The 20540-nt window shown below is 71.3% G+C and carries 20 protein-coding genes; 9 read left to right on the top strand and 11 right to left on the bottom strand.

Annotation, left to right across the window (positions count from 1 at the left end; all coding sequences use genetic code 11):
- The first annotated feature begins 48 nt into the window (after positions 1 to 48).
- Positions 49 to 600: a TetR/AcrR family transcriptional regulator gene (locus ACFU97_RS42090; protein WP_384267495.1), complete on the top strand. Its 552-nt coding sequence runs from the start codon at positions 49 to 51 to the stop codon at positions 598 to 600.
- A gap of 168 nt (positions 601 to 768) precedes the next feature.
- Here the strand turns inward: ACFU97_RS42090 and ACFU97_RS42085 are convergent, their stop codons facing one another.
- Positions 769 to 963 carry a ferredoxin gene (locus tag ACFU97_RS42085; RefSeq protein ID WP_384267493.1) on the bottom strand — a complete coding sequence of 65 codons (195 nt, stop codon included), beginning with the start codon at positions 961 to 963 and terminating at the stop codon, positions 769 to 771.
- 13 nt (positions 964 to 976) lie between these two features.
- Complete coding sequence (locus tag ACFU97_RS42080; protein WP_384267490.1) at positions 977 to 2176, bottom strand: cytochrome P450; 1200 nt, start codon at positions 2174 to 2176, stop codon at positions 977 to 979.
- Positions 2177 to 2519: 343 nt separating this feature from the next.
- Here ACFU97_RS42080 and ACFU97_RS42075 point away from each other — a divergent pair, with 343 nt between their 5' ends.
- The gene (locus ACFU97_RS42075) at positions 2520 to 2963 is read left to right on the top strand and encodes a nitroreductase family deazaflavin-dependent oxidoreductase (protein WP_384267488.1); all 444 of its coding nucleotides are present in this window, start codon (positions 2520 to 2522) and stop codon (positions 2961 to 2963) included.
- Between the two features lie 123 nt (positions 2964 to 3086).
- On the opposite strand, the gene ACFU97_RS42070 is transcribed toward ACFU97_RS42075, so the two are convergent.
- Positions 3087 to 4055, bottom strand: coding sequence for a cation diffusion facilitator family transporter (locus ACFU97_RS42070; RefSeq protein ID WP_384267486.1), 969 nt, complete (start codon positions 4053 to 4055; stop codon positions 3087 to 3089).
- 97 nt (positions 4056 to 4152) lie between these two features.
- On the opposite strand from ACFU97_RS42070, the gene ACFU97_RS42065 reads away from it, so the two are divergent.
- Both ACFU97_RS42065 and ACFU97_RS42060 read left to right on the top strand, forming a co-directional pair.
- Entirely contained in the window at positions 4153 to 5166 is a 1014-nt protein-coding gene (locus ACFU97_RS42065) for a glutathione S-transferase family protein (RefSeq protein WP_384267484.1), read from the top strand.
- Positions 5167 to 5208: 42 nt separating this feature from the next.
- Positions 5209 to 5493 (top strand): DUF4235 domain-containing protein, encoded by a 285-nt coding sequence (locus tag ACFU97_RS42060; protein ID WP_384267539.1) that lies wholly within the window; start codon positions 5209 to 5211, stop codon positions 5491 to 5493.
- A 58-nt stretch (positions 5494 to 5551) separates the two neighbouring features.
- Here ACFU97_RS42060 and ACFU97_RS42055 read toward each other — a convergent pair whose 3' ends face one another.
- Together ACFU97_RS42055 and ACFU97_RS42050 are read right to left on the bottom strand one after the other, a co-directional pair.
- Positions 5552 to 5944, bottom strand: a complete 393-nt coding sequence (locus tag ACFU97_RS42055) for a VOC family protein (protein WP_384267482.1) — start codon at positions 5942 to 5944, stop codon at positions 5552 to 5554.
- Positions 5945 to 6059: 115 nt separating this feature from the next.
- Positions 6060 to 6788, bottom strand: coding sequence for a TetR/AcrR family transcriptional regulator (locus tag ACFU97_RS42050; protein ID WP_384267479.1), 729 nt, complete (start codon positions 6786 to 6788; stop codon positions 6060 to 6062).
- A gap of 137 nt (positions 6789 to 6925) precedes the next feature.
- Here ACFU97_RS42050 and ACFU97_RS42045 point away from each other — a divergent pair, with 137 nt between their 5' ends.
- The 3 genes from ACFU97_RS42045 to ACFU97_RS42035 all read left to right on the top strand — a co-directional run bounded on the left by ACFU97_RS42045 (position 6926) and on the right by ACFU97_RS42035 (position 12436).
- Positions 6926 to 8428, top strand: coding sequence for an APC family permease (locus ACFU97_RS42045; RefSeq protein WP_384267477.1), 1503 nt, complete (start codon positions 6926 to 6928; stop codon positions 8426 to 8428).
- Between the two features lie 54 nt (positions 8429 to 8482).
- Complete coding sequence (locus ACFU97_RS42040; protein WP_384267474.1) at positions 8483 to 10117, top strand: amidohydrolase; 1635 nt, start codon at positions 8483 to 8485, stop codon at positions 10115 to 10117.
- A gap of 810 nt (positions 10118 to 10927) precedes the next feature.
- Positions 10928 to 12436, top strand: coding sequence for a hypothetical protein (locus tag ACFU97_RS42035; protein WP_384267471.1), 1509 nt, complete (start codon positions 10928 to 10930; stop codon positions 12434 to 12436).
- A gap of 44 nt (positions 12437 to 12480) precedes the next feature.
- On the opposite strand, the gene ACFU97_RS42030 is transcribed toward ACFU97_RS42035, so the two are convergent.
- From ACFU97_RS42030 to ACFU97_RS42010, 5 genes are read right to left on the bottom strand one after another with little or no spacing between them, the layout of a single operon-like run.
- Positions 12481 to 13731 carry a cytochrome P450 gene (locus ACFU97_RS42030; RefSeq protein WP_384267468.1) on the bottom strand — a complete coding sequence of 417 codons (1251 nt, stop codon included), beginning with the start codon at positions 13729 to 13731 and terminating at the stop codon, positions 12481 to 12483.
- A complete protein-coding gene (locus ACFU97_RS42025; protein ID WP_384267465.1) occupies positions 13728 to 14333 on the bottom strand; it encodes an ATP/GTP-binding protein in 606 nt (201 codons plus the stop codon). The genes ACFU97_RS42030 and ACFU97_RS42025 overlap by 4 nt, the downstream gene beginning before the upstream one ends.
- The gene (locus ACFU97_RS42020; protein WP_384267462.1) at positions 14314 to 14685 is read right to left on the bottom strand and encodes a DUF742 domain-containing protein; all 372 of its coding nucleotides are present in this window, start codon (positions 14683 to 14685) and stop codon (positions 14314 to 14316) included. Before ACFU97_RS42020 ends, ACFU97_RS42025 begins: the two co-directional genes overlap by 20 nt.
- Complete coding sequence (locus ACFU97_RS42015) at positions 14682 to 15092, bottom strand: roadblock/LC7 domain-containing protein (protein ID WP_030043913.1); 411 nt, start codon at positions 15090 to 15092, stop codon at positions 14682 to 14684. Before ACFU97_RS42015 ends, ACFU97_RS42020 begins: the two co-directional genes overlap by 4 nt.
- A gap of 5 nt (positions 15093 to 15097) precedes the next feature.
- The gene (locus ACFU97_RS42010; RefSeq protein WP_384267459.1) at positions 15098 to 16879 is read right to left on the bottom strand and encodes an ATP-binding protein; all 1782 of its coding nucleotides are present in this window, start codon (positions 16877 to 16879) and stop codon (positions 15098 to 15100) included.
- Between the two features lie 319 nt (positions 16880 to 17198).
- Between ACFU97_RS42010 and ACFU97_RS42005 the strand changes: the two genes are divergently transcribed.
- Positions 17199 to 18440 (top strand): PucR family transcriptional regulator, encoded by a 1242-nt coding sequence (locus tag ACFU97_RS42005; RefSeq protein ID WP_384267456.1) that lies wholly within the window; start codon positions 17199 to 17201, stop codon positions 18438 to 18440.
- Between the two features lie 100 nt (positions 18441 to 18540).
- Here the strand turns inward: ACFU97_RS42005 and ACFU97_RS42000 are convergent, their stop codons facing one another.
- The gene (locus ACFU97_RS42000; RefSeq protein WP_384267537.1) at positions 18541 to 19500 is read right to left on the bottom strand and encodes a GlxA family transcriptional regulator; all 960 of its coding nucleotides are present in this window, start codon (positions 19498 to 19500) and stop codon (positions 18541 to 18543) included.
- Positions 19501 to 19586: 86 nt separating this feature from the next.
- On the opposite strand from ACFU97_RS42000, the gene ACFU97_RS41995 reads away from it, so the two are divergent.
- Positions 19587 to 20537, top strand: coding sequence for an NADP-dependent oxidoreductase (locus ACFU97_RS41995; RefSeq protein ID WP_384267453.1), 951 nt, complete (start codon positions 19587 to 19589; stop codon positions 20535 to 20537).
- The last annotated feature ends 3 nt before the right edge of the window (positions 20538 to 20540 follow it).

Genomic DNA, 20540 nt, shown 5'->3' with positions numbered 1-20540 from the left:
GAACGCACGTTCTCGCGTCAAGGAGAGGCAGTACGCCGCATGGCCGTCATGGACAGCGCAGTCGCCCGTGAGCAGGCGCTGGACGCCGCCGAGGAGTTGTTCTACGGGCGCGGCATCCAGTCCGTCGGCATGGACGACATCCGAGGCGCCTCGGGCGTCTCGCTCAAGCGGCTCTACCAGCTGTTCCCGGCGAAGGAGCAGCTGGTCGAGGCATATCTGGAACGACGCGACGCGCGCTGGCGCAGCCGTCTCGCCGAGCATGTGCGGCGGCACGCGGACCCCGAGGAGCGGATCCTCGCCGTCTTCGACTGGCTGGAGCAGTGGTTCGGCGAGGCCGGCTTCCGCGGCTGCGCCTGGATCAACTCGTACGGCGAACTGGGCGCGACGTCGGAGCGCGTGACGGCCCAAGTACGGTCCCACAAGCGGGCGTTCCGCGCGTACCTCGCCCAACTCGTGGCAGACGCGGGCCTCTCCAGCACCCTGACCGGCCAGCTGTTCCTTCTCGCGGAGGGCGCCATGGTCACCGCGGGCATGACCGAGACCACGGACCCGGCCCGGGAGGCACGGGAGGCGGCACGGGTGTTGTTGCGGGCGGGGTGAGGTGGGGTGCTCTGGTGGGGTGCCGCGGCAGTGGCCGAGGGGGTTGAGCGGTGGCGGTCCGAGGGACACCGCCCGCCGGCCCGCGTCAACCACGTGTGCCGGGCCGGCACCGCCGCCCCAAGACCACCCGCGCGGCAGGCCCGGCCGCTCCCGCCGTCCGGCGAGGCCTCAGTCTGCGGACACCGTGATCGCGCCCACCGGGCACGCCCTGGCCGCCTCGCGGGTCATGGGGTCGGTCGTGGCATCCTCGTGGCCCGGTAGCAGCGTGCTGAAGCCGTCGTCGTCCTGGGTGAAGACCTTCGGGGCGGACAGGGCGCACTGGCCCGCGCCGATGCAGGTGTCCTTGTCGATGTCGATGTGCATGGCGTGCAGCCTCTTACCAGGTCACGGGGAGTTCCAGCATCCCCTGGATCGTGTCGCCGGGCTTGAAGGGGATCTCGTCCGCCGGAGCGGCGAGACGCAGCGTCGGCAGCCGGTCGAAAAGACTGTGCAGGGCGATCTCCAGCTCGGCACGGGCCAGGTTCTGCCCCAGGCACTGGTGGATGCCGAACCCGAACGCCACGTGGTGGCGGGCGGACCGGTGCCAGTCGAGCGTGTCGGGCGCCGGGTAGACGTCCTCGTCGCGGTTGATGACCGAGGTCGCGAAGACCACGCCGTCCCCCGCCCGGATCGTCGTGCCGCCGGCCTCGATGTCCTCCGTCGCCCTGCGCAGCAGCCCGTCGGCGATCGACAGCATCCGCATCAGCTCCTCGACCGCGGACGGCAGCAGCTCCGGGTTGCCCCGCAACTCGGCCAGCTGCTCCGGGTGCTGGAGCAGGGTGAAGGTGCCCAGCGAGATCATGTTGGCCGTCGTCTCGTGCCCCGCGATCAGCAGGATCGTCGCGAAGGCGATGACGTCCTGCCGGTCCAGCTCCCCCTCCCGCAGCTGCCGGTGCACGAGTTCGTCGAGGATCCCGTCGCCGGGCACCGCCTCCTTCTGCTTGCGGTCGATCAACTCCTCGAAATAGCCGTCCAGTTGGCGGCGGGCCTCCTCGACGTCCTCGACCCTGGGCCCGCGCAGCAGCCGCCGCGACCGCCCCTCGAAGAACTCGTGGTCGGCGTAGGGCACACCGAGCAGCGCGCAGATCACCATCGACGGCACGGGCAGCGCGAAGGCGCTCACCAGCTCGGCCGGAGGCCCCTGCGCGATCATCGTGTCGAGCAGCTCGTCCACGATCCGCTGGATCTGCGGGCGCAGTTCGACGGCGCGCCGCAGGGTGAAGCTGGGCACCATCATCCGCCGCTGGACGCGGTGCTTCGGGTCGTCGACGCCGAGCAGCGCCAGCCTCCGCTCCTTCACCGCGGCGAACCGCTCGGTGGGCGCGGGGAATTCGGGATGGGTGCGGTCGGTCGACAGCCGTTGATCGGCGAGCAGGTCGCGGGCGAGCGCGTGACCCGTCACCAGCCAGGCGGAACGGCCGTCGTAGAGCGTGACCCGGCTCAGCGGGCGGGTGGCACGCAGAGGCTCGTATGCGGTGGGGGGCTGGTAGGGGCAGGACCGGTCCTGGGGAAAGGCCACAGGTTCCGTTTCCGGCATGGAAGACCTCGCAGACGAAGAGTGCGTCGTGCAGATCTTCATTAGATGCCCGAGGCATCTATGAGGCGACGAGAAGTTCGGCCAGATCGGTGGTGAGGACATTCTGGCCGGGGATACTCGCACAGGTGTCGCACCGGGACCCGTGCCGCATCCATGCCGCACCCGCGCCGCGCCCGGCGCGACCCCCCGGAGCGGGGTGGGCGGCCGCCGAGTGGCGTGATCACGGCGCCGGGCCTACAGATGGTGGTGGCCCGATACGGACCACCGGTGTGGATGAATCACGGGCACGCCGGTGTTGATGGACGGTGCCAGCCAGCAAGGACTCGACGATGGGACGGAAGTCATGCCTCTCGAGGGCCAGTACGAACCCAGCCCGGAGCAGTGGGTACGCGACCAGGTGGAGCTGTACGAGAGCTCCGGCGGCACGAAGGGGACGACCCTGCGGGACACCGGTCTCCCCGTGATCGTGCTCACGAGCCGCGGCGTCAAGAGCGGCAAGATCCGCAAGACGCCGCTGATGCGCGTCGAGCACGACGGGCGGTACGCCGTGGTCGCCTCCCAGGGCGGCGCCCCCAAGCACCCCACCTGGTACCACAACCTCAAGGGCGATCCCCATGTGGAGCTCCAGGACGGTCCGGCGAAGCGGGACATGACGGCGCGTGAGGTCACCGGGGCGGAGAAGGACCAGTGGTGGGAGCGCGCGGTGGCGGCGTATCCGCCGTACGCCGACTACCAGCGGAAGACCGACCGGCAGATCCCGGTCTTCGTCCTCGAACCGGCCCAGTAGCGCACGCCGCCCGGGCCCGGTCCGCCGGCCGGCCGAAGGGGGCCGCAGACAGGGCCCGGGACCGCCCCGCAAAAAATCTTCGTCAGGGTGCGCATGAACCCCATGACGTGGGGCACGCGTGCGTCAGGCCCCGCCGCGTTCCCCCGTCGCGGCGGGGCTTTCCCGTGCCTCCTCGGCGGGCCGGTCGGTGATGTCGAGGAAGATCTGGTCCGCCTCGGCCACGTCCTTCGCCAGCGAGCGCTTGATGCGCACGGAGACCTCCTCGACCTCTTCGCTGTCCAGGCCGGGCACCAGGTCGACACGCGCGGCGACCAGGGCCGTGTCGAGGCCCGTCTTCATCGTGAACAGCGCCTCGACGCTGTCGATCTCGGGCTGCTCGGCGAGCAGGGAGCGGATCCGTTCCGCCGTCTCGGGGTCGGCGGACTCCCCGATCAGCTGGTCGCGCGCCTCGCGGCCCAGGCGGTAGGCGACGTAGACGAGCAGCGCGCCGATCGCGAACGAGGCCGACGCCTCGTACACCACCTGCCCGGTGACCATGTGCAGCGCCATGCCGACGGCGGCGAACGTCACGCCGAGCACCGCGGTGCCGTCCTCGGCGACCACCGTGCGCAGGGCGGGGTCGCGCATCCCGGCCCTGCCGCCCTGGCGGCGCACCTGGTGCAGGGCCCGCAGCAGCGAGACGCCCTCGGCCACGAAGGCGACGCCGAGCACGATCAGGCCCGCCACATAGCCGCTGAGCGTCTCGTCGGCGCCGTTCTTGAGGGCCTCGGCGCCCTGGAAGACGGAGAAGCAGCCGCCCATGACGAAGATCCCGACGGCCGCGAGGAGCGACCAGAAGAACCGCTCCTTGCCGTAGCCGAAGGGATGCCGCTGGTCGGCCGGCCGCCTGCTGCGGCGCAGCGCCGCCAGCAGGAAGACCTCGTTGAGGCTGTCGGCCACGGAGTGCGCCGCTTCCGACAGCAGCGCGGGCGAGCCGGCGATCAGACCACCGACCGCCTTGGCCGCCGCGATCAGCAGGTTGGCCGCCAGCGCCACCAGCACGGTGATCCGCGTCCTGCTGTCCTTCTTGGTGTTCGAGGATGTCCCACTCACCTTCGCCGAATGCCCCTGTCCTGCGGGATCACACCGTGCGGGCGGCGGAAATCGGGGAACGCGTAGCTCACGGGGCCACGCGACGCAGGGAGGAATCATGGAAGGCGGGGGCAACGGCTCCTACGGCCACGAGACGTTCAGGCGGTCCAGGAGCCATTTCACCGACCGCGTCACCGCGGACGGCCGCGACGGGTGGCCGGTGGAGGCGGGCCGCTACCGGCTGGTGGTCAGCCGTGCCTGTCCGTGGGCGAGCCGGGCGCTGGTCTCACGCCGGCTGCTCGGCCTGGAGGACGCGCTGTCCCTCGCCGTCGCCGACCCCGTCCAGGACGACCGCAGCTGGCGCTTCACCCTGGATCCCGACGGCCGCGACCCGGTCCTCGGCATCCGCTTCCTGAGCGAGGCCTACGACCGGCGGGAGACGGGCTACCCGGGCGGGGTGAGCGTGCCCGCGCTCGTCGACGTCCCCAGCGGCAAGCTGGTCACCAACGACTACCAGCAGCTCACCCTCGACCTCGCCACCGAGTGGACGGCCCTGCATCGCGACGGGGCACCCGACCTGTACCCGCAGGGCCGGCGCGACGAGATCGACGCGGTGATGGCGGACGTCTACCAGGACGTCAACAACGGTGTGTACCGGGCGGGTTTCGCCACCGACCAGAAGGAGTACGAGGAGGCGTACACAGGTGTCTTCCGGCGGCTGGAGCTGGTGACACGACGACTGGAGGGGCAGCGCTATCTTGTCGGCGACACGATCACCGAGGCGGACATCCGGCTGTTCACCACCTTGGTCCGCTTCGACGCCGTCTACCACGGCCATTTCAAGTGCAACCGCTGGAAGGTGACGGAGAACCCGATCCTGTGGGCGTACGTCCGCGATCTCTACCAGACGCCCGGGTTCGGTGACACCGTCGACTTCGATCACATCAAACGGCACTACTACCAGGTCCACACCGGCATCAACCCGACCGGGATCGTCCCCGTCGGACCGGAGCTGTCGGGCTGGCTCGCATCCCACTTCCGGGAGGAGCTGGGCGGGCGCCCGTTCGGCGACGGGACACCACCGGGGCCCGTGCCCGCGGGCGAGGAGATCGCGGCCGAAGGTCGACCCTGACCGATGAAGGAGAAAGACGTGGCGAAGACGAAGAAGAAGAAAATGAAGCTGCCTCTGGCCTACAAGCCGCTGGGGTTCGTCATGGGCTGGACCAGCGGAGCCCTCGCCGGGCTCGTCTTCCGCAAGACGTGGATGGCGCTGCGGCACGAGGAGGACGCGCCCGACGCCCTGGACCAGGACCGCGGCTGGGGCGAGATCCTGTTCGCGGCGGCGGTCCAGGGCGCGCTGTTCGCCGTGGTGCGCAGCGCGGTGGACCGCACGGGCGCGAAGGCCATCGAGCGCTCGACGGGCGTCTGGCCGGCCACCGACCCGGGCGGCAGGGACTGACGCACCCGCGGGGCAGGTGCTGACGGACCCGGGCGGCAGGGGGTGACGCCCGGGTCCGTCAGCCCTGCTTGGGCGCCCTCGGTGTGACGCGGAGCAGCGAGAACGAGTGGCCGGCCGGATCGGCGTATCCACGTATCTCGAACGGCCCGGACGCGTCCTTCGTCTCCAGCGGGCGCCCGCCGAGCTCCACCACCTTGCGCTCCGCCGCGTCCAGGTCCGCCACGACGAAGTCGATGTGGGCCTGGAGCGAGTTCTCGGGGCGCGGCCAGCTCGGCGGGGTCGCGTTCACGTCGCGGCGGAAGGCCATGCGGGTGCCGTCGGCGCCCCTGATCTCCACGCGGTTCGCGGTCGCGTCCGTCTGCTCGGCCTCCAGCAGCTCCATGTAGAACACCGCGAGCGTCTCGGGCTCGGCGCAGTCGAGCACCACGAAGCCCGCTTCCACCAGTGGCATGTCTCCTCCGTACGGTTCGGGCGCGGGGCGTCGTGCTCCGCCGCTCAGTACCTTCGCGGATATCCCCGTCCGGCCGTTTCAGTCGCCGCCCGGGCCCTCGCCGCCCGCGCCTTCGTCATGATTGACCGCCGCCGGTCCTCTCCCCGATCTCCGCCAGCCGCGCCGCCGCCGCCGTCAGCAGCAGGTCCAGGGCGGCCGGGTAGGAACTGCGGTTCATGTCGGCCACGAGGTGGCCCGCCGTCGCGGCGATGTGCGGGTGGGTCTCGGCGGGCAGCCGGGCGTACGTCGCCCGCCACACGGCCGTATCCGCCTCCCGGGCCGCCTTCGGCAGGGCGACGCTCGCCGAGTCGAGGGCGGCGAAGGCGAGGGACTGGTCGACGAAGGCGTGGTAGATGCGCACCGCGTCGGGGTCGGGGAAGCCGGCGTCGCGCAGCACGCCGAGGATGGTCTCCACGGCCTGGATCTCGTGGACGCGCCCGGTCACCCGGTAGCTGCTCAGGACGGCCGCGCGGGGATGCGCGAGGGCGCCCGCGTGCACGCGCAGGCCGAGGTCGCGCAGGTCGGCCCGCCAGTCACCGGTGGGGCGCCAGGTGCGCATCGTACGGCCGATGAGCTCGTCGGCGACGGCGAGCATCAGGTCGTCGGTGTGCCGGAAGTAGCGGTAGAGGGAGCTGGGATCGGCTCCGAGGGCGCGACCGAGGCGGCGCACCGACAGGGCCTCCGCGCCGTGCTCCTCCATCAAACGCAGCGCGGTGGCGACGATCAGCTCCTCGGAGAGGACGACGCCCTGCTTGGTGGGGCGTCTGCGCCGCCGGGCGCCGGGCGGGACGACGCGCTCGCTCATGGTCTGCCTCCCTGGGGCCGGTGCTCCGGTGGTGCGCCACCTTATGACAACACCGTTGACCTGTTAAGTCCCCGGGCAGTTTCATGTGCGGTCACCGGGGCCGACCAGGGCCCCCCGGTGCGAGCGGAGACCCGGCCATGTCCGATCAGCCCTTCGGTGCACAACCACCAGCGCGGCCCGCGCTGCGCAAGTCCCTCGGCGTGCTGGACGGCATCGCCATCGCCGCGTCCAGTACGGCCGCGACCACCAGCATCGGCATCGGCCTCGGTGTCACGGCCGGTGTGGTCGGCCTGCATCTGCCGGCCATCATGCTGCTGGCGTTCCTGCCGGTCCTCGGCATCGCGGGCGCCTTCTCCCGGCTGAACCGGGTGGAGCCGAACGCCGGCAACGGCTATGTCTGGGTGGGCCGTTCGCTCAGCCCGTGGCTCGGCTTCATGGTCGGCTGGGTGAACATCGTGGCGACGCTGGCGTTCCTCGCGTACACGACCGCGGTCACCGGCTCGGCGCTCATCCAGCTCGCCGGGGAGGCCGGGCTGCACCGGGTGGGCGGCCTCGTCCTGGACGCGGGCTCGACGGCGCAGACCACGGCGGTCGGCATCCTCGTCCTCGTCGCGGTCACGCTGACCGCCGTCACCGGCATCCGGACCGCGGCCCGGCTGCAGACCTGGCTGCTGATCTTCGAGTACGTGGTTCTGCTCGGGTTCTGCGGCTACGGCATCGTCACCGGCCCGCACGCCTTCAGCCTGAGCTGGTTCGACCCGTTCGCGATCCCGTCCGCGTCCGCGCTCGCGCAGGGGCTGCTGCTGTCGGTGTTCTGTTACTGGGGCTTCGAGGCCGCGTTCAGCGTCAACGAGGAGGTGCGCGATCCGCGGGACGCCTCCCGGGCCGGGCTGATCACCCTGGTCACCATGCTGACGCTGTTCCTGATCGGCTCGGTCGCCTTCCAGCGGGTGCTGTCCGAGAAGGAGCTGGCCGGGCACGGCGCCCAGGGACTGGCCTTCTTCGGCGACCGGCTCGCCGCACAGCCCCTCGCGGCACTCCCCCTCGTGGCGCTGATGTTCTCGGCCGTCGCCTCCCTGCAGGCCGGGGTCATCCCGACCGCCCGCGGGATGTTCGCGATGAGCCGGGACCGCACGCTCGGCCCCGTCTGGTCCCGGGTCAGCCGCCGCTACGGCACTCCCGCCGCCGGGACGCTGCTGATCGGCGGGCTGGCGACAGTGATCGCCGCGCTCGCCCTGGTCATCCCACGTCTCGCGGACATGATCATGGCGACGGTGAGCGCCGTGGGCATCGTGGTCGCCCTCTCCTACGCCCTCACGGCGCTCGCCGCGGCCGTCCGCTTCCGCGACCTGCTGCGCGAGAACCCGCGGGAGGGCGTACGGGCCGTGGTGCTGCCCACACTCAGCGCCCTGGCGCTGCTCGGGCTCGGCGGCTACCTCGGCTGGTCCTTCTACAGCTCGGCCGACCATCTCGAACTGCGCGCGGACAACGGCTGGTTCCTGCTGCTCACTCCCCTGGCGATGATCGCCTCGGGCTTCGTGGCCGCCGCCTGGGCCAAGTGGGTGCGCAGGTCGCCGTACTTCCGCACGGGCGACGGCACCGACGCCGACGCCCCGCAGCTGCTCCCCACCGCCCCGTAGGAACGTCCGGCCGGCCGACCACCGGCACCGTCCCCCCTCACCAGGAAAAGGAACATGCACGCAGATCTCCTCTTCAAAGGCGGCCCGGTCCTCACCCCCGAGGGCCGCACCGCCACCGCCGTGGCCGTCACCGGCGACCGCGTCACCGCCGTCGGGCACGACGAGGTGCACGAGCTCGCCGGGCCGCGGACCCAAGTCGTCGACCTGGCCGGACGGTTGATGCTGCCGGGCTTCCAGGACGCGCACGTCCATCCCGTCCCGGCCGGCCTGGAACTCTCCCAGTGCGATCTGACCGGGACCCGGACGGCCGCGGAGACGGTCGCCGCCGTCCGCGCCTACGCCGAGGCGCATCCCGAGCGGGAGTGGATCCTCGGCGGGGGCTGGTCCATGGAGGCGTTCGAGGGCGGTACGCCGACGAAGGAGCTCCTGGACGCGGCCGTGCCCGACCGGCCGGTCTACCTACCCAACCGGGACCACCACGGCGCCTGGGCCAACAGCCGGGCCCTGGAGCTCGCGGGCATCGGCCGCGACACCCCTGACCCCGCCGACGGGCGGATCGAGCGGAACGCGGCGGGCGAGCCGAGCGGCACGCTCCAGGAAGGCGCGATGCAGCTGGTGGGACGGCTGGCCCCGCCGGCCACGCCGGCCGACCGGCTGGCGGCGCTGTTGCACGCGCAGCGGCATCTGCACGCCCTCGGCGTCACGGCCTGGCAGGACGCGCTCGTCGGGGACTTCCTCGGCATGGACGACCCGGCCCCCGCCTACCTGACGGCCGCGCGCGACGGCTCGCTGACGGCGCGGGTCCGCGGTGCCCTGTGGTGGGACCGGGAGCGCGGAGCCGAGCAGATCCCCGAACTCGCCGAGAAGCGGGACGCGTTGAGTCACGGCCGGTTCCGCGCGGGCACCGTGAAACTGATGCTCGACGGGGTCGCCGAGAACGGCACGGCCGCACTGCTCGACCCGTATCTGGACCGGTGCGGCTGCGCCACCGCCAACCGCGGCAAGAGCTTCATCGACGCGGGCCACCTCCCGAAGTACGTCACCGAGTTGGACGCGCTCGGCTTCCAGTGCCACTTCCACGCGCTGGGCGACCGGGCCGTACGCGACGCGCTGGACGCGATCGAGGCCGCGCGGGCGGCGAACGGGCCGAACGACACCCGGCCGCATCTGGCGCATCTTCAGGTCGTGCACCCCGAGGACGTGCCGCGGTTCGCGCTCCTCGGCGCCACGGCGAACATCCAGCCCCTGTGGGCCGCGCACGAACCGCAGATGGACGAGCTGACCATTCCCTTCCTGGGAGCCGAACGTGCCGCGTGGCAGTACCCGTTCGGCGCGCTGCTGCGCTCCGGTGCCCGGCTCGCGGCGGGCAGCGACTGGCCGGTCAGCAGCCCCGATCCACTCCAGGGCATCCATGTCGCGGTCAACCGACTGGCACCCGACAGCGACGGCGCCAAGGTGTTCCTGCCCGGCGAACGGCTGTCCCTCACCGAGGCGTTGACCGCGTACACGGCGGGATCGGCGTATGCGAACCACCTGGACGAGACCGGCCGGATCCAGGTCGGCGCGCTGGCCGACCTGGTGGTCCTGGACCGCGACCCGTTCGACGGGCCGACCGCGGCGATCGCGGAGACGGGTGTGGCCCAGACGTACGTGGGAGGGGAGGTAGTGTACGCAGCTCAAGAGGCTTAGGCAGTAACGGATATCACGGTCAGGTCACGCGTAGATCATTTACGCTCTGGGCAGCCTCGTATCGCTTCTCGGTTCAACTTTCGGCCATAGAAGCTCAGTTCGAGGGCACGGGTGGCCAATGTCGGCCACCCGTTCGCAGGGCCGGGGGGACTCTGCATCGCCGTTTCCCGGAAGGAATCGCATGCCTCAGGCCGTCCTGTTCGACCTCCCCCCTTCGACACCCCCGTCAACGGGGTTCCGGCAACACACGTCCTGGGATCGGCCGCAGCACGCCGCCCGCACCCACCCGCACGAGGTACTCGTCCCGTAGCAGCAGCGCCGTGGACGAACGGCTCGCCATGCCCGGTAGGCGTGCGGGCACGGGCAGTTCGGCCTGAAGGCAGATGGGCGATCCACTCCACCCCCCGGCCGTCGACACAACAGCCGTGTCCTGTGCGGACGTTCGCAGCAAGGCCCCCCAGCCGTCCGCGTGGGCCCGGCTGTTCGCCATGGCCGTCGCGGCAGGTGCAGAGGATCCCGGACACGAGAGGCCGACGAGCGCAGTCGGTCGATTCCGTTGCCAGAAACACAGTTTGATGGGAGACCGGTGTGAAGTTTCGCGTCGCAGGTGGCGTTTCGAAGACGTCCTCGGACGGCTTGATCCCGGCGCAGCCGAGCGCCCAACACCAGTCCGCGGAGGCGGAGAACGCCCTGGTCCGCCTCCTGGTGCAACGCGTCAAGGGGAGCACCGAGGAGTTCCGAAGGCACCAGAACGCCGCTCAGCGGCGACTTGACGCACTCGGATCCCCTCGCAACGGCACGACGCTACGAGTGGAAGGGGCCCTCCACCTGGCGCGGCCCGCGTTCCTTCCGCCCGACGAGGAGGGGCAAGCCAGGTTGCGCCGCCTCGACACCAGCCTGCGGGTGATAGAAGCCGCCTTCCCCCAAGTCGGCACCGACATCGAACTCTGCCGCCTGACCTGCGCGATGCTGGAAGGGGCCTGGCGGAGCCGGGCACTCACCCCGCCGCGCGCGGAGGAAAGGACGGCCGTCTGCGACTGCCCGCTGTGCCGCGCACTGCCCACACCCCCCGCACGCACCCTCGACGACTACGGCTGGCGGCAGAGCGCCGGACGTCCCCTCACCGTCAAGACCTGGCCGCACCGCCGCGAACTCGACAGCGTCCTGACCGGCGGCTGGTCCTGGACCCGGCAGATGAACGACCTCGAACAGGACCTCGGCCACCGCCACCGCTTCGAGGACGACATCCTCGTCTTCCACGAGTACAAACGCGTGATCGACACCATCGACACGACGCGCCTCACCCAGCACGTCGAAGACCGCCTGGCCGAGAACTTCAGCACCAACAGCGCACGGGCCCTGGTCTCCGGGCTCTTCGCCGCCCACAAGCGGTCCGTCGACGAGTACTGGCTCCGGCAGCACCACGCGGGCAACGTCGTGCTCCCCCAGACCAACCCGCTCGACCAGGGCACCTATTCGATCCTGCAGATACTGGACTGCCTGTTCTGGCACGTCGCACCCGACTCCGAGCTCTGGCAGGAGGAGAACCTCGCCTCCCTGCTCCTGTGCCGCGCCATCGACGACATGGCCGACGTACGGGCCGACGCCCTCACCGGCGAGATCAGCAACTTCTGGCTCGCCGACATGCCCACCCACACCAAGGCGCTCTACGCGGCCTGCGCCATCGCCATCGTCAAGTACGGCTGCATGCCCGAGGCGCACCGCCCGATGTGGAACACCTGGCTGATGACCACCACCATCGTCTGGATGGGGCTGACCGGACGGCACGCCCTGTGGTTCGACGGCATCACCCAAGGCCTTCCTCCGGCCGAGGGGTGCGCGCTCTGCGACCTGCAGCCCAACCCGTGCAGCGGCATCCTGACCGACGGCGCCACCCTCACCATCGCTCCGCGGCGCTCGGCGCCGGCGCTGAGCGCCGGGACCGCCGAGCTGTCCGCACGCTGCCGTGCCCAACACCCGGAGACCTGGCCCCTCTTCGACGCCGAGCTCCATGCCTTCGAAGCGCTGCACGGCCCCTGGCACGGCGACATCGACAGCACGTGGGAGATCCTGCGCCGCACCTACATAGCCGCCGTGGAGGCATCCAGGACGGACCCGTCCCCGGCCCGCGCTCGCCATGTCCAGCAGGACGCCGGCATGGTCGGATCCGAGAAGTTCCACACCCTGCACGACCCGCGGACCGGGCGGGAGGACACCGCACTGCTGGCCTACATGTTCGGCGGCGCCCACCCGCACTTCCTCTGGAACGCCACGGGGTACCGTCCCACGGGTGTCGCGGGCGACTGGCTCGACGGCTGACACGGCAGTGCCCGGCCGGAGGGACCGGCCGGGCAGCGGTGGTGTCAGACGGAGAACTCCACCGGCAGGCGGTCGAGCCGCGACTCCCAGGTGGAGGCGGTCGAGGAGAGTTCCTCCACCGGCACGGCCAGGCGCAGGCCCGGCAGCCGGTGCAGCAGGAGGTCCACACCGATCTCGATGATGGACTGGCCGATGTTCTGACCCGGGCATTCGTGCGGTCCTGAGCTGAACGCCAGGTGCGACTGGTTGCCCTGCACGTCGACGGCCGAGTCGGGGCGTACGTCCGGGTCGAGATTGCCGGCGGCCAGACCCAGGATGAGCAGCTCCCCCTCCTGGATGTGGTGGCCTCCGAGCTCCAGGTCGGAGGCCGCGAACCGGCCCGGCAGCACGGACAGCGGCGGGGTGTCCCACATGACTTCCTCCACCACGGAGGAGATGTTCAGCTGCCCGCCGACCAGACCGGACAGCCGTGCGGAGTCGGTGAGGACCAGTTGCAGGACGCGGGCCAGCAGGTTGCTGGTGGTGGTGTGCGCGGCGATCAGCACCAGGCGCAGATGGCTGACGACCTCCTCGTGGTCGAGCTCGGCCGGGTGCTGCAGCAGGGCCGTGGCGAAGTCGGAGCCCGGCTCGGCCCGCTTGCGCTCGGCGAGCTCCCCGAGGATCTGGATGATCCGGTCGTTGTGCTCGAGAGCGTCCTCGCCGCCCTTGAAGACCTGGGCGCACGACTCGACCATGCGCAGCCCGTCCGAAGCGGGGAGGCCCAGGATCCGGGTGAGCACGAGCATCGGCAGCTGCTCGGCGTAGTCGGCCACCAGGTCGGCGCGCCCGGTGTCGGCGAACGCGTCGATCAGCTTGTTCGCGAAGTGCGTGGCGTGCCGCCGCACGCCGCGGCCGGACGCCTCGAGCAGCCCGTCGGTGACCGCCCGGCGCAACCGTCGGTGCGGTTCGCCGTCCTGGGAGACGCAGTCGGGCCGCCAGCCGACCATGGGGATCAGCGGATGCGTCTCGGAGACCCGCCCCTCCCGCCAGTCCCGCCAGATCCGCGCGTCCCGGCTGAACTGGCGGGGGTTGTCGAGCACCCGCCGGTTGTCGCGGTAGCCGAGGACCAGCCAGGCCGGCACGTCGCCCTCGAGCAGGACCGGTGCGACGGAACCGTGCTCCTTGCGCAGGCGCTCGTAGATGCCGACCGGATCGGTGGCCGCCTCCGCCCCGAACAGCCGGGTGAGGTCGGCGTCGCCGTGGGCGACGGGGCAGCCGCTCGGGGTGTCGGGACCGTTTAAGGGCTGGGCGTTCATCGGGACTCCAGTGCGACGGCCGATCGGTCCTTCAGATGGTGGATGAGCGCGACGAGTACGTCACGGCTGGAGGCCCGGTCGCGGGCGTCGCAGGCCACGACCGGGATGTGCTCGGGGATGTCGAGGGCGTCGCGGATCTCCTCGACCGGGTAGTCCTTGGAGTCGGGGAAGACGTTCAGGGCGACGACGAACGGCACGTTCTGCCGCTCCATCTCCTCTATCGCGCGGAAGCTGGAGGCCAGGCGCCGGGTGTCGACGAGGACCACCGCGCCGAGCGCGCCCTTGAACAGGCCGTTCCACAGGAACCAGAAGCGTTCCTGCCCGGGCGTCCCGAACAGGTACAGCATCAGGCTGTCGTTGAGGCTGATCTTGCCGAAGTCCAGGCTGACGGTGGTCTCCGTCTTGTCCGCGACGCCGATGAGATGGTCGACGTCGGCGCTTGCCTGGGTGAGCGTCTCCTCGGTGGTCAGCGGCTTGATGTCGCTGACCGAGCGGACCATGGTGGTCTTCCCCGTGCCGAAGCCGCCGGCGATCATCACCTTCACCGAGCGGGTGCCCCCGGCGGCCGGGCGGCCGGGATGGTCAAAGCCGTTCAAGTCCACTGAGTACCTCCTCAAGGAGCGCGAGGTCGGGCCCGCGACCGGCGTCGTGCGCCGGGATGGGATCACGGGCTTCGACGCGGCCTGCCTCGAGCAGATCCGCCAGCAGCACCGCGAGAATGTTGAAGGGCAATCCGAGGTGGGCGCCGAGTTCGGCCACCGACAGCGGATCGCGGCAGCGCCGGACTATCTCCTCGTGCTCGTGCTGCATACCCGGTGCGGGCGCGGTCGCGGAGACGATGAGGGTCGCGACGTCGAGGCTCGACGCCGAACCGCCCGGTCCGCTGCGTCCGCCCGTGAGGACGTAGTACCGCTCGAGACCGGACGGGTCGGTGGGCCGGCGGGGAGCACTCATCCAGAGTGCTCCTCCAGGCGCGGAGTGGTGCCGAGGAGCTCACCCATCCTGCGGGCCAGATCCCTCATCTGGTGTCCGAGCAGTCCCTGGTCGAGGCCTTCCCGGGCAAGGACCCCGAGATATGTCTCCACCCCGGCGCGTACGACGAAGAGGTGGCCGCCGTCGACCTCGATCATGGCCAGCCTGAGCTGCCCCGCGTACTTGGGGAACTGCTCGGCGACCGGCTGAGCCAGCGCCTGCAGTCCGGCCACCACGGCCGCGAACCGGTCGACGTCGTCGGGGTCTTCGGCGCCGAAGGAGGTGATGGCCTTGCCGTCACTGGAGGCCACGAGTGCGAAACGGATCTCGGGGATGGACTCGACCAGGTCGCGGAGCGCCCAGCTCACGTCGGTTCCCTGCTGCGTCATGAGGACTAGTCGCTCTCTTCAGTGCGGTGCTCGGTGGACTCGGGCCCGGCGGGCGCCGTCTCCTCCGCGATGGTCTCCGTGGCGGCTTCCGGGCCGGCCCCCGCGCCGGACGTTCGGCCTGCGGTGGCGAAGGCGGCGAGGCCGGTGAAGGAGGCGTCCGGAGGGACGGCGGAGACGGCGGTCTCCCCGGTCCGCTCGGAGCGCTCGGCCGACTGGGGCCGCACCGGGTCGTTCCGCCTGCTGCGGCGCCGGGGCAGCCCGCCCGGCGTGGTGTCCACCGCTTCGGAGGGTTCCGCCACGGACTCGGCGGACGCCGCCGTGAGCACCGGTGCGGCCGCGGCGGGCTGGGCCGCCGGGGCCGCCGCGGTGGCCGGAGCGGCCGCGGGCAGCGGACTGAAGTACTTGTGGGGGACCACGATCACCACCGAGGTGCCGAGCCAGGGCGAGTCGGCGAACGTGACGCGGATGCCGTAGCGGCGTGCGAGCGCGCCGACGACCCGCAGACCGATGTTGGCGTCCTCGGAGATGCCGCCGATGCCCGGTCCGGCGGCCGTGCCGGTGAGCGCCTCCTCGGCCTCGCGCTTCTTCTCCTCGCTCAGGCCCTTGCCCGAGTCCTGGATCTCGATGCCGACGCCGTTGGGCACCTCCTTGCCGGAGACGAGCACGGGCTCGCTGGGCGGCGAGTAGCGTGCCGCGTTGTCCAGGAGCTGCGCGAAGATCAGCGTCAGATGGTCCACCAGGCCGCCGTCGACGCCGAGTTCGGGCAGGTGGCGGACCTCGATGCGGTGGAAGTCCTTGATCCGGCCGATGCCGCCGCGGACCACGCTCAGCAGGCGCTGCGGCTCCTGCCACTGGCGTCCGGGCCGGTCCGAGCCGCCGAGCACGCCGATGCTCGCGGCGAGCGAGTCGGCGGGGCCGAGCTCCTGGTCGAGTTCCATCAGGCCCTGCGCGACCGCCGGCAGCCGGCCGTGCTCGCCCTGCATCTCGTGCAGCCGGCCACGGAGCTTGCTGGTCAGGACGTGGATACGGTTGCCGATGCTGATGACGGCCTGTTCGGCGGAGGTCGAGCGGTTGAACTCCTCCTCGACGCCGATGAGGGCGGTGCGCAGCACCTTGCGCAGGTCGGCCTGGAGGTCGGCGCCGACCTTGGCGCACTGGTTGGGCTCGGGCAGCAGGTCGTCGACGGCGTCACCGGCGCGCAGCTGCTGCAGCGCGTCCGGCAGTTGCTCGTTCGCGAGGCGGGCCACGGCGTCCTGCTGGTGGGTCAGCCGCTCCTGCCAGCCGTCGGCCTGTTCGGCCAGCCGGGTCTCGTAGGCCTTGGTCTGCTCGGCCAGCCGCTCCTCGAACGTCCGGCTCTGCTCGGCGAGTTGGGCCTCGTACGAGGTTGTCTGCTCGGCGAGCTGCGTCTCGTACGTCGAGGTCTGCTCGGCGAGGCGGCTCTCGTAGGCGTCGGACTGCTCGGTGAGCTGGGCCTCCAGCGAGCTGCGCTCGGCGGTGAACTTCCGCTCCAGGACCGCGACATGCTGCTGCCACTGCTGGGAGTGCTCGGCCTGAGTGGAGCGGAAGGAGCCCTCGGTACGGCTCAGCTGCGTTCGGGTGCGGATCAGCAGCCGTACGCATACGGCGCTCGCGGCGGTGGCCGCGACGCCGGCGACGCCGGCGGCTATTCGCTCGGAGCTCATGAACGTCGCGGCAACAGTCCCGCCTCCTAAGGCCAGTGGCATCAGCCACCAGCTGTACCAGGCGACAGGGGCCCGCGCCGCCGGGGGCGGAGTGGCGAGTTCCATCTGCATCCTTACAAGCGACACGTTCGAACAAGGGGGGTGTGCAAGGGGGAAGGGCACTGCATGCGTGCGCACGACGAGACGACGGATCGCGGTCGCGTCAACTCGCAGCGCCGAAGGGGAGCTTATCGGGTTTGACGTCGAAAGGATCAACCTCGGTCACGGTGCGGAAGTGAGGGTTCCGTCACTCTCAGCCAGCGGCCCACACATCGACAAATGCCTTTGCAGACCGAAGCACTTGTCATGCGATGACAACAACGGGGTCCATACCTGTGCGCCATTGATAAGCCCTGACGGATTACTGGCGGGTATTGTCGCCGCCGTGCCGAAGAGAGCCGCTGTGCCGGTCGCCGAGCCGGGCAGTGCGTTCAACGCGCTGCCGGCGGACCTGCACCACCACCTCAGACCGTTCTTCGCCGACATCACCGAGGAGGTCGTCGAAGCGATCAGGACCGAGATCCCCGAGTACGCGCGTCCCGCCGACGACACCTATATGCAGGGCGTGCACCGGGGCGTGGACCATGCGCTGCAGGGTTTCCTGGAGCGGATGGCGCAGCCGGACACGGACTGGGAGCCGGTGAAGGCGACGTACCGGCGCATCGGCCGCGGCGAGGCGGAGGAGGGCCGCAGCCTCGACTCCTTCCAGTCGGCGCTGCGGCTGGGCGCCCGGATGACCTGGCGGCGGGTGAACGCGCTGGTCGACGCCGACCTGCTGCCGCGCAACGTGCTGGCGGCCTTCGGTGAGGCGCTGTTCCTGCACCTGGACGAGATGGCCGCCGCGACGACCGCGGGTTTCACGGAGGCGCGGCTGCACGCGGCCGGTGAACTGCAGCAGCGGCGTACGCGGTTGATCGATCTGCTCACGGCGGACCCGCCCGCCTCGGTGGAGGCGATCACGGAACTGGCGCACAGCGCGCGCTGGCCGGTGCCGCGGGCGCTGGCGGTCGTCGCGCTCGACCACTGTCCCAAGGCGGGCTCGCACCCGATCGTGGCGCCCGAGTTCCTGGCCCGGTTCGACGTCCGGCCGGCCGTGCTGGTGGTGCCGGACCCCGAAGGGCCGGGCCGGGTACGGGCCTTGGCGGGTGCGCTGCAGGGACTGCGGGCCGCGATGGGGCCGACCGTGGCGCTCCAGGACGGTGGGCGGTCGCAGCGTTGGGCGTCCGAGGCCCTCGACCTGATGCGCCGCGGCGTCCTCGCCGAGACCGGACTGGTGCGCTGCCAGGACCACTTGACCACGCTGCTGCTGCTCCGCGACGACGCCCTGATCGACGCGATGGCCGAGCACCGGCTGCGGCCGCTGGAGCAGGTGCGGCCGCCGCAGCGCGAACGTCTCGCGGAGACCCTGCTCAGCTGGTTGCAGTGCGGCCGCAACGCCAGCGAGGTGGCCGTCCGGCTGGCCGTGCACGCCCAGACGGTGCGCTACCGCATGCGTCAGCTGGACGACCTGTTCGGGGCCCAACTGCACGACCGGACAGCCCAGTTCGAGATGCAGCTGGCGCTGCGCGCACTGGAGCTGCGCCGGGGTGTGACGACCACGCGGCGCCCGGCCGCGAGCAGTGCCTAGCGCGACCCGCGACCTCCGTGCGGCCCGCGAGGACTGCTCGGCCCGACCCGCGGTCTCGGTACGGCCGCGAAGACTGCCCAGCGCGGCCCGCGAGGACTGCTCAGCGCGCGGCCGCCTGGAACGTGCGGCGGTACGCCTGCGGCGACACCCCGATCGCCGCGTGCAGGTGCTGCCGTAGCGAAGCACCTGTCGCGAAGCCGACGTGGCCGGCGATCTGGTCGACGGAGAGGTCGCTGGACTCCAGCAGGTGCCGGGCCCGGGCCACGCGCTGCTGGACGAGCCAGCGGCCCGGGCTGAGGCCGACCTCCTCGTTGAAGCGGCGGGCGAAGGTGCGCAGGCTCATCCGGGCGTGGCCGGCCAGTTCGGCCAGCGAGAGCGGCTCGTCCAGCCGCTCCAGCGCCCACGCCCGGGTGGCGGCGGTGCTCGCGGCCCCGCTCTGCGGGACCGGCTGCTCGATGTACTGCGCCTGGCCGCCGTCCCGGAAGGGCGGTACGACGCAGCGGCGGGCCACCGCGTTGGCCAGCTCGCTGCCGTGGTCGGTGCGCACGATGTGCAGGCAGACGTCGACGCCGGACGCGGCACCGGCCGAGGTGAGGATGCGGCCGTCGTGCACGAAGAGGACGTCGGGGTCGACCTCGACGTGCGGGTAGCGCCGCCGGAAGTGGTCGGTCACCTGCCAGTGCGTGGTGGCCCTGCGGCCCTCCAGCAGGCCCGCCGCCGCCAGCACGAAGGCGGCCGTGCAGATGGACACGATGCGGGCGTCCGGCCGGATGCGGGCGAGCGCGGCGGCGACCTCCGGGGGCAGCTCGGCCGGGATGTACGAGGGGGTCATGGAGGCGACCACCACCGTGTCGGCCGTGTCCAGGATCTCCGGTCCGTGCTCGACGCCGATCGTGAAGTCGGCGCAGCTGCGCACCGGCCGCCCGTCGACGGAGCACGTCAGCACCTCGTACCGCCCGTCGGCCGCGCCGAAGATCCGGCTGGGGATGCCCAGCTCGAAGGGATAGACGCCGTCGAGGGCCAGGACCACGACCCGTTCCACCTGTCGTTCACCGGACATGTCGTCACCACTCATGGCACGATCTTATCGAAGGTTGGCAATCGTGCCATTTTCTTGCCGGGCGGACCCCGGCAGGCTGGTTCACCATGAGCACTGTGAACACGATGCGAGCCATCAGCCAGAACGTCCTCGGCGGTCCCGAGGTCCTCAAGGACGTGGAGCTGCCGCGCCCCGAGCCGCGCACCAACGAGGTACTGATCCGGGTCCGCGCCGCCGGCGTCAACCCGACCGACTGGAAGCACCGCGCGACCGGCGGCTTCCTGGGCGAGCCGCCCTTCGTCCTGGGGTGGGACGTCTCGGGCGTGGTCGAGGCGGTCGGCATCGGCGTCGCCCGCTTCCGGCCCGGCGACGAGGTCTACGGCATGCTGTCGTACCCCTTCGGACACGGCTCGCACGCCGAGTACGTGACCGCCCCGGCACGCTGGTTCGCGCACAAGCCGGCCTCCCTCGACCACACGAAGGCGGGCGCCCTGCCGCTGGTCTCGCTGACCGCGTGGCAGGCCCTGGTCGAGTACGCCGACGTGCGGCCGGGCCAGCGGGTGCTGGTCCACGCGGCGGCGGGCGGCGTCGGGCACGTGGCCGTGCAGATCGCCAAGGCGCGGGGCGCGTACGTGATCGGCACCGCGAGCGCGGGCAAGCACGAGTTCCTGCGCGGGCTCGGCGTGGACGAGGCGGTCGACTACCGGGAGACGGACTTCGCCGAGGCCGTCAAGGACGTGGACGTGGTCCTGGACACGATGGGTGGCGACACCGGATTGCGCTCGCTGCGGGTGCTGCGCCCCGGCGGGATCGTCGTCTCGATCATTCCCATCGGTTCCGACGAGTTTCCGAATGAGGCCGAGCGGCTCGGCGTCCGCGCCGTGCGGATGCTCGTCGACGCGTCCCACAGCGACCTGGAGGCGATCACGGAGCTGGTGGAGGCGGGCAAGCTGCGCCCCGAGATCGCCGGCACCTTCCCGCTGGCCGAGGCCGCCGAGGCGCACCGGCTCGGCGAGACGGGCCGTACGTCCGGCAAGCTGGTCCTGGTGATGGACTGAGCC

The sequence above is a fragment of the Streptomyces sp. NPDC057616 genome, assembly GCF_042800575.1.
Taxonomy (GTDB): Bacteria; Actinomycetota; Actinomycetes; order Streptomycetales; family Streptomycetaceae; genus Streptomyces.
The sequence above is the reverse complement of the archived record's forward strand: the minus strand, read 5'-3'. Positions and strand labels throughout refer to the sequence as shown.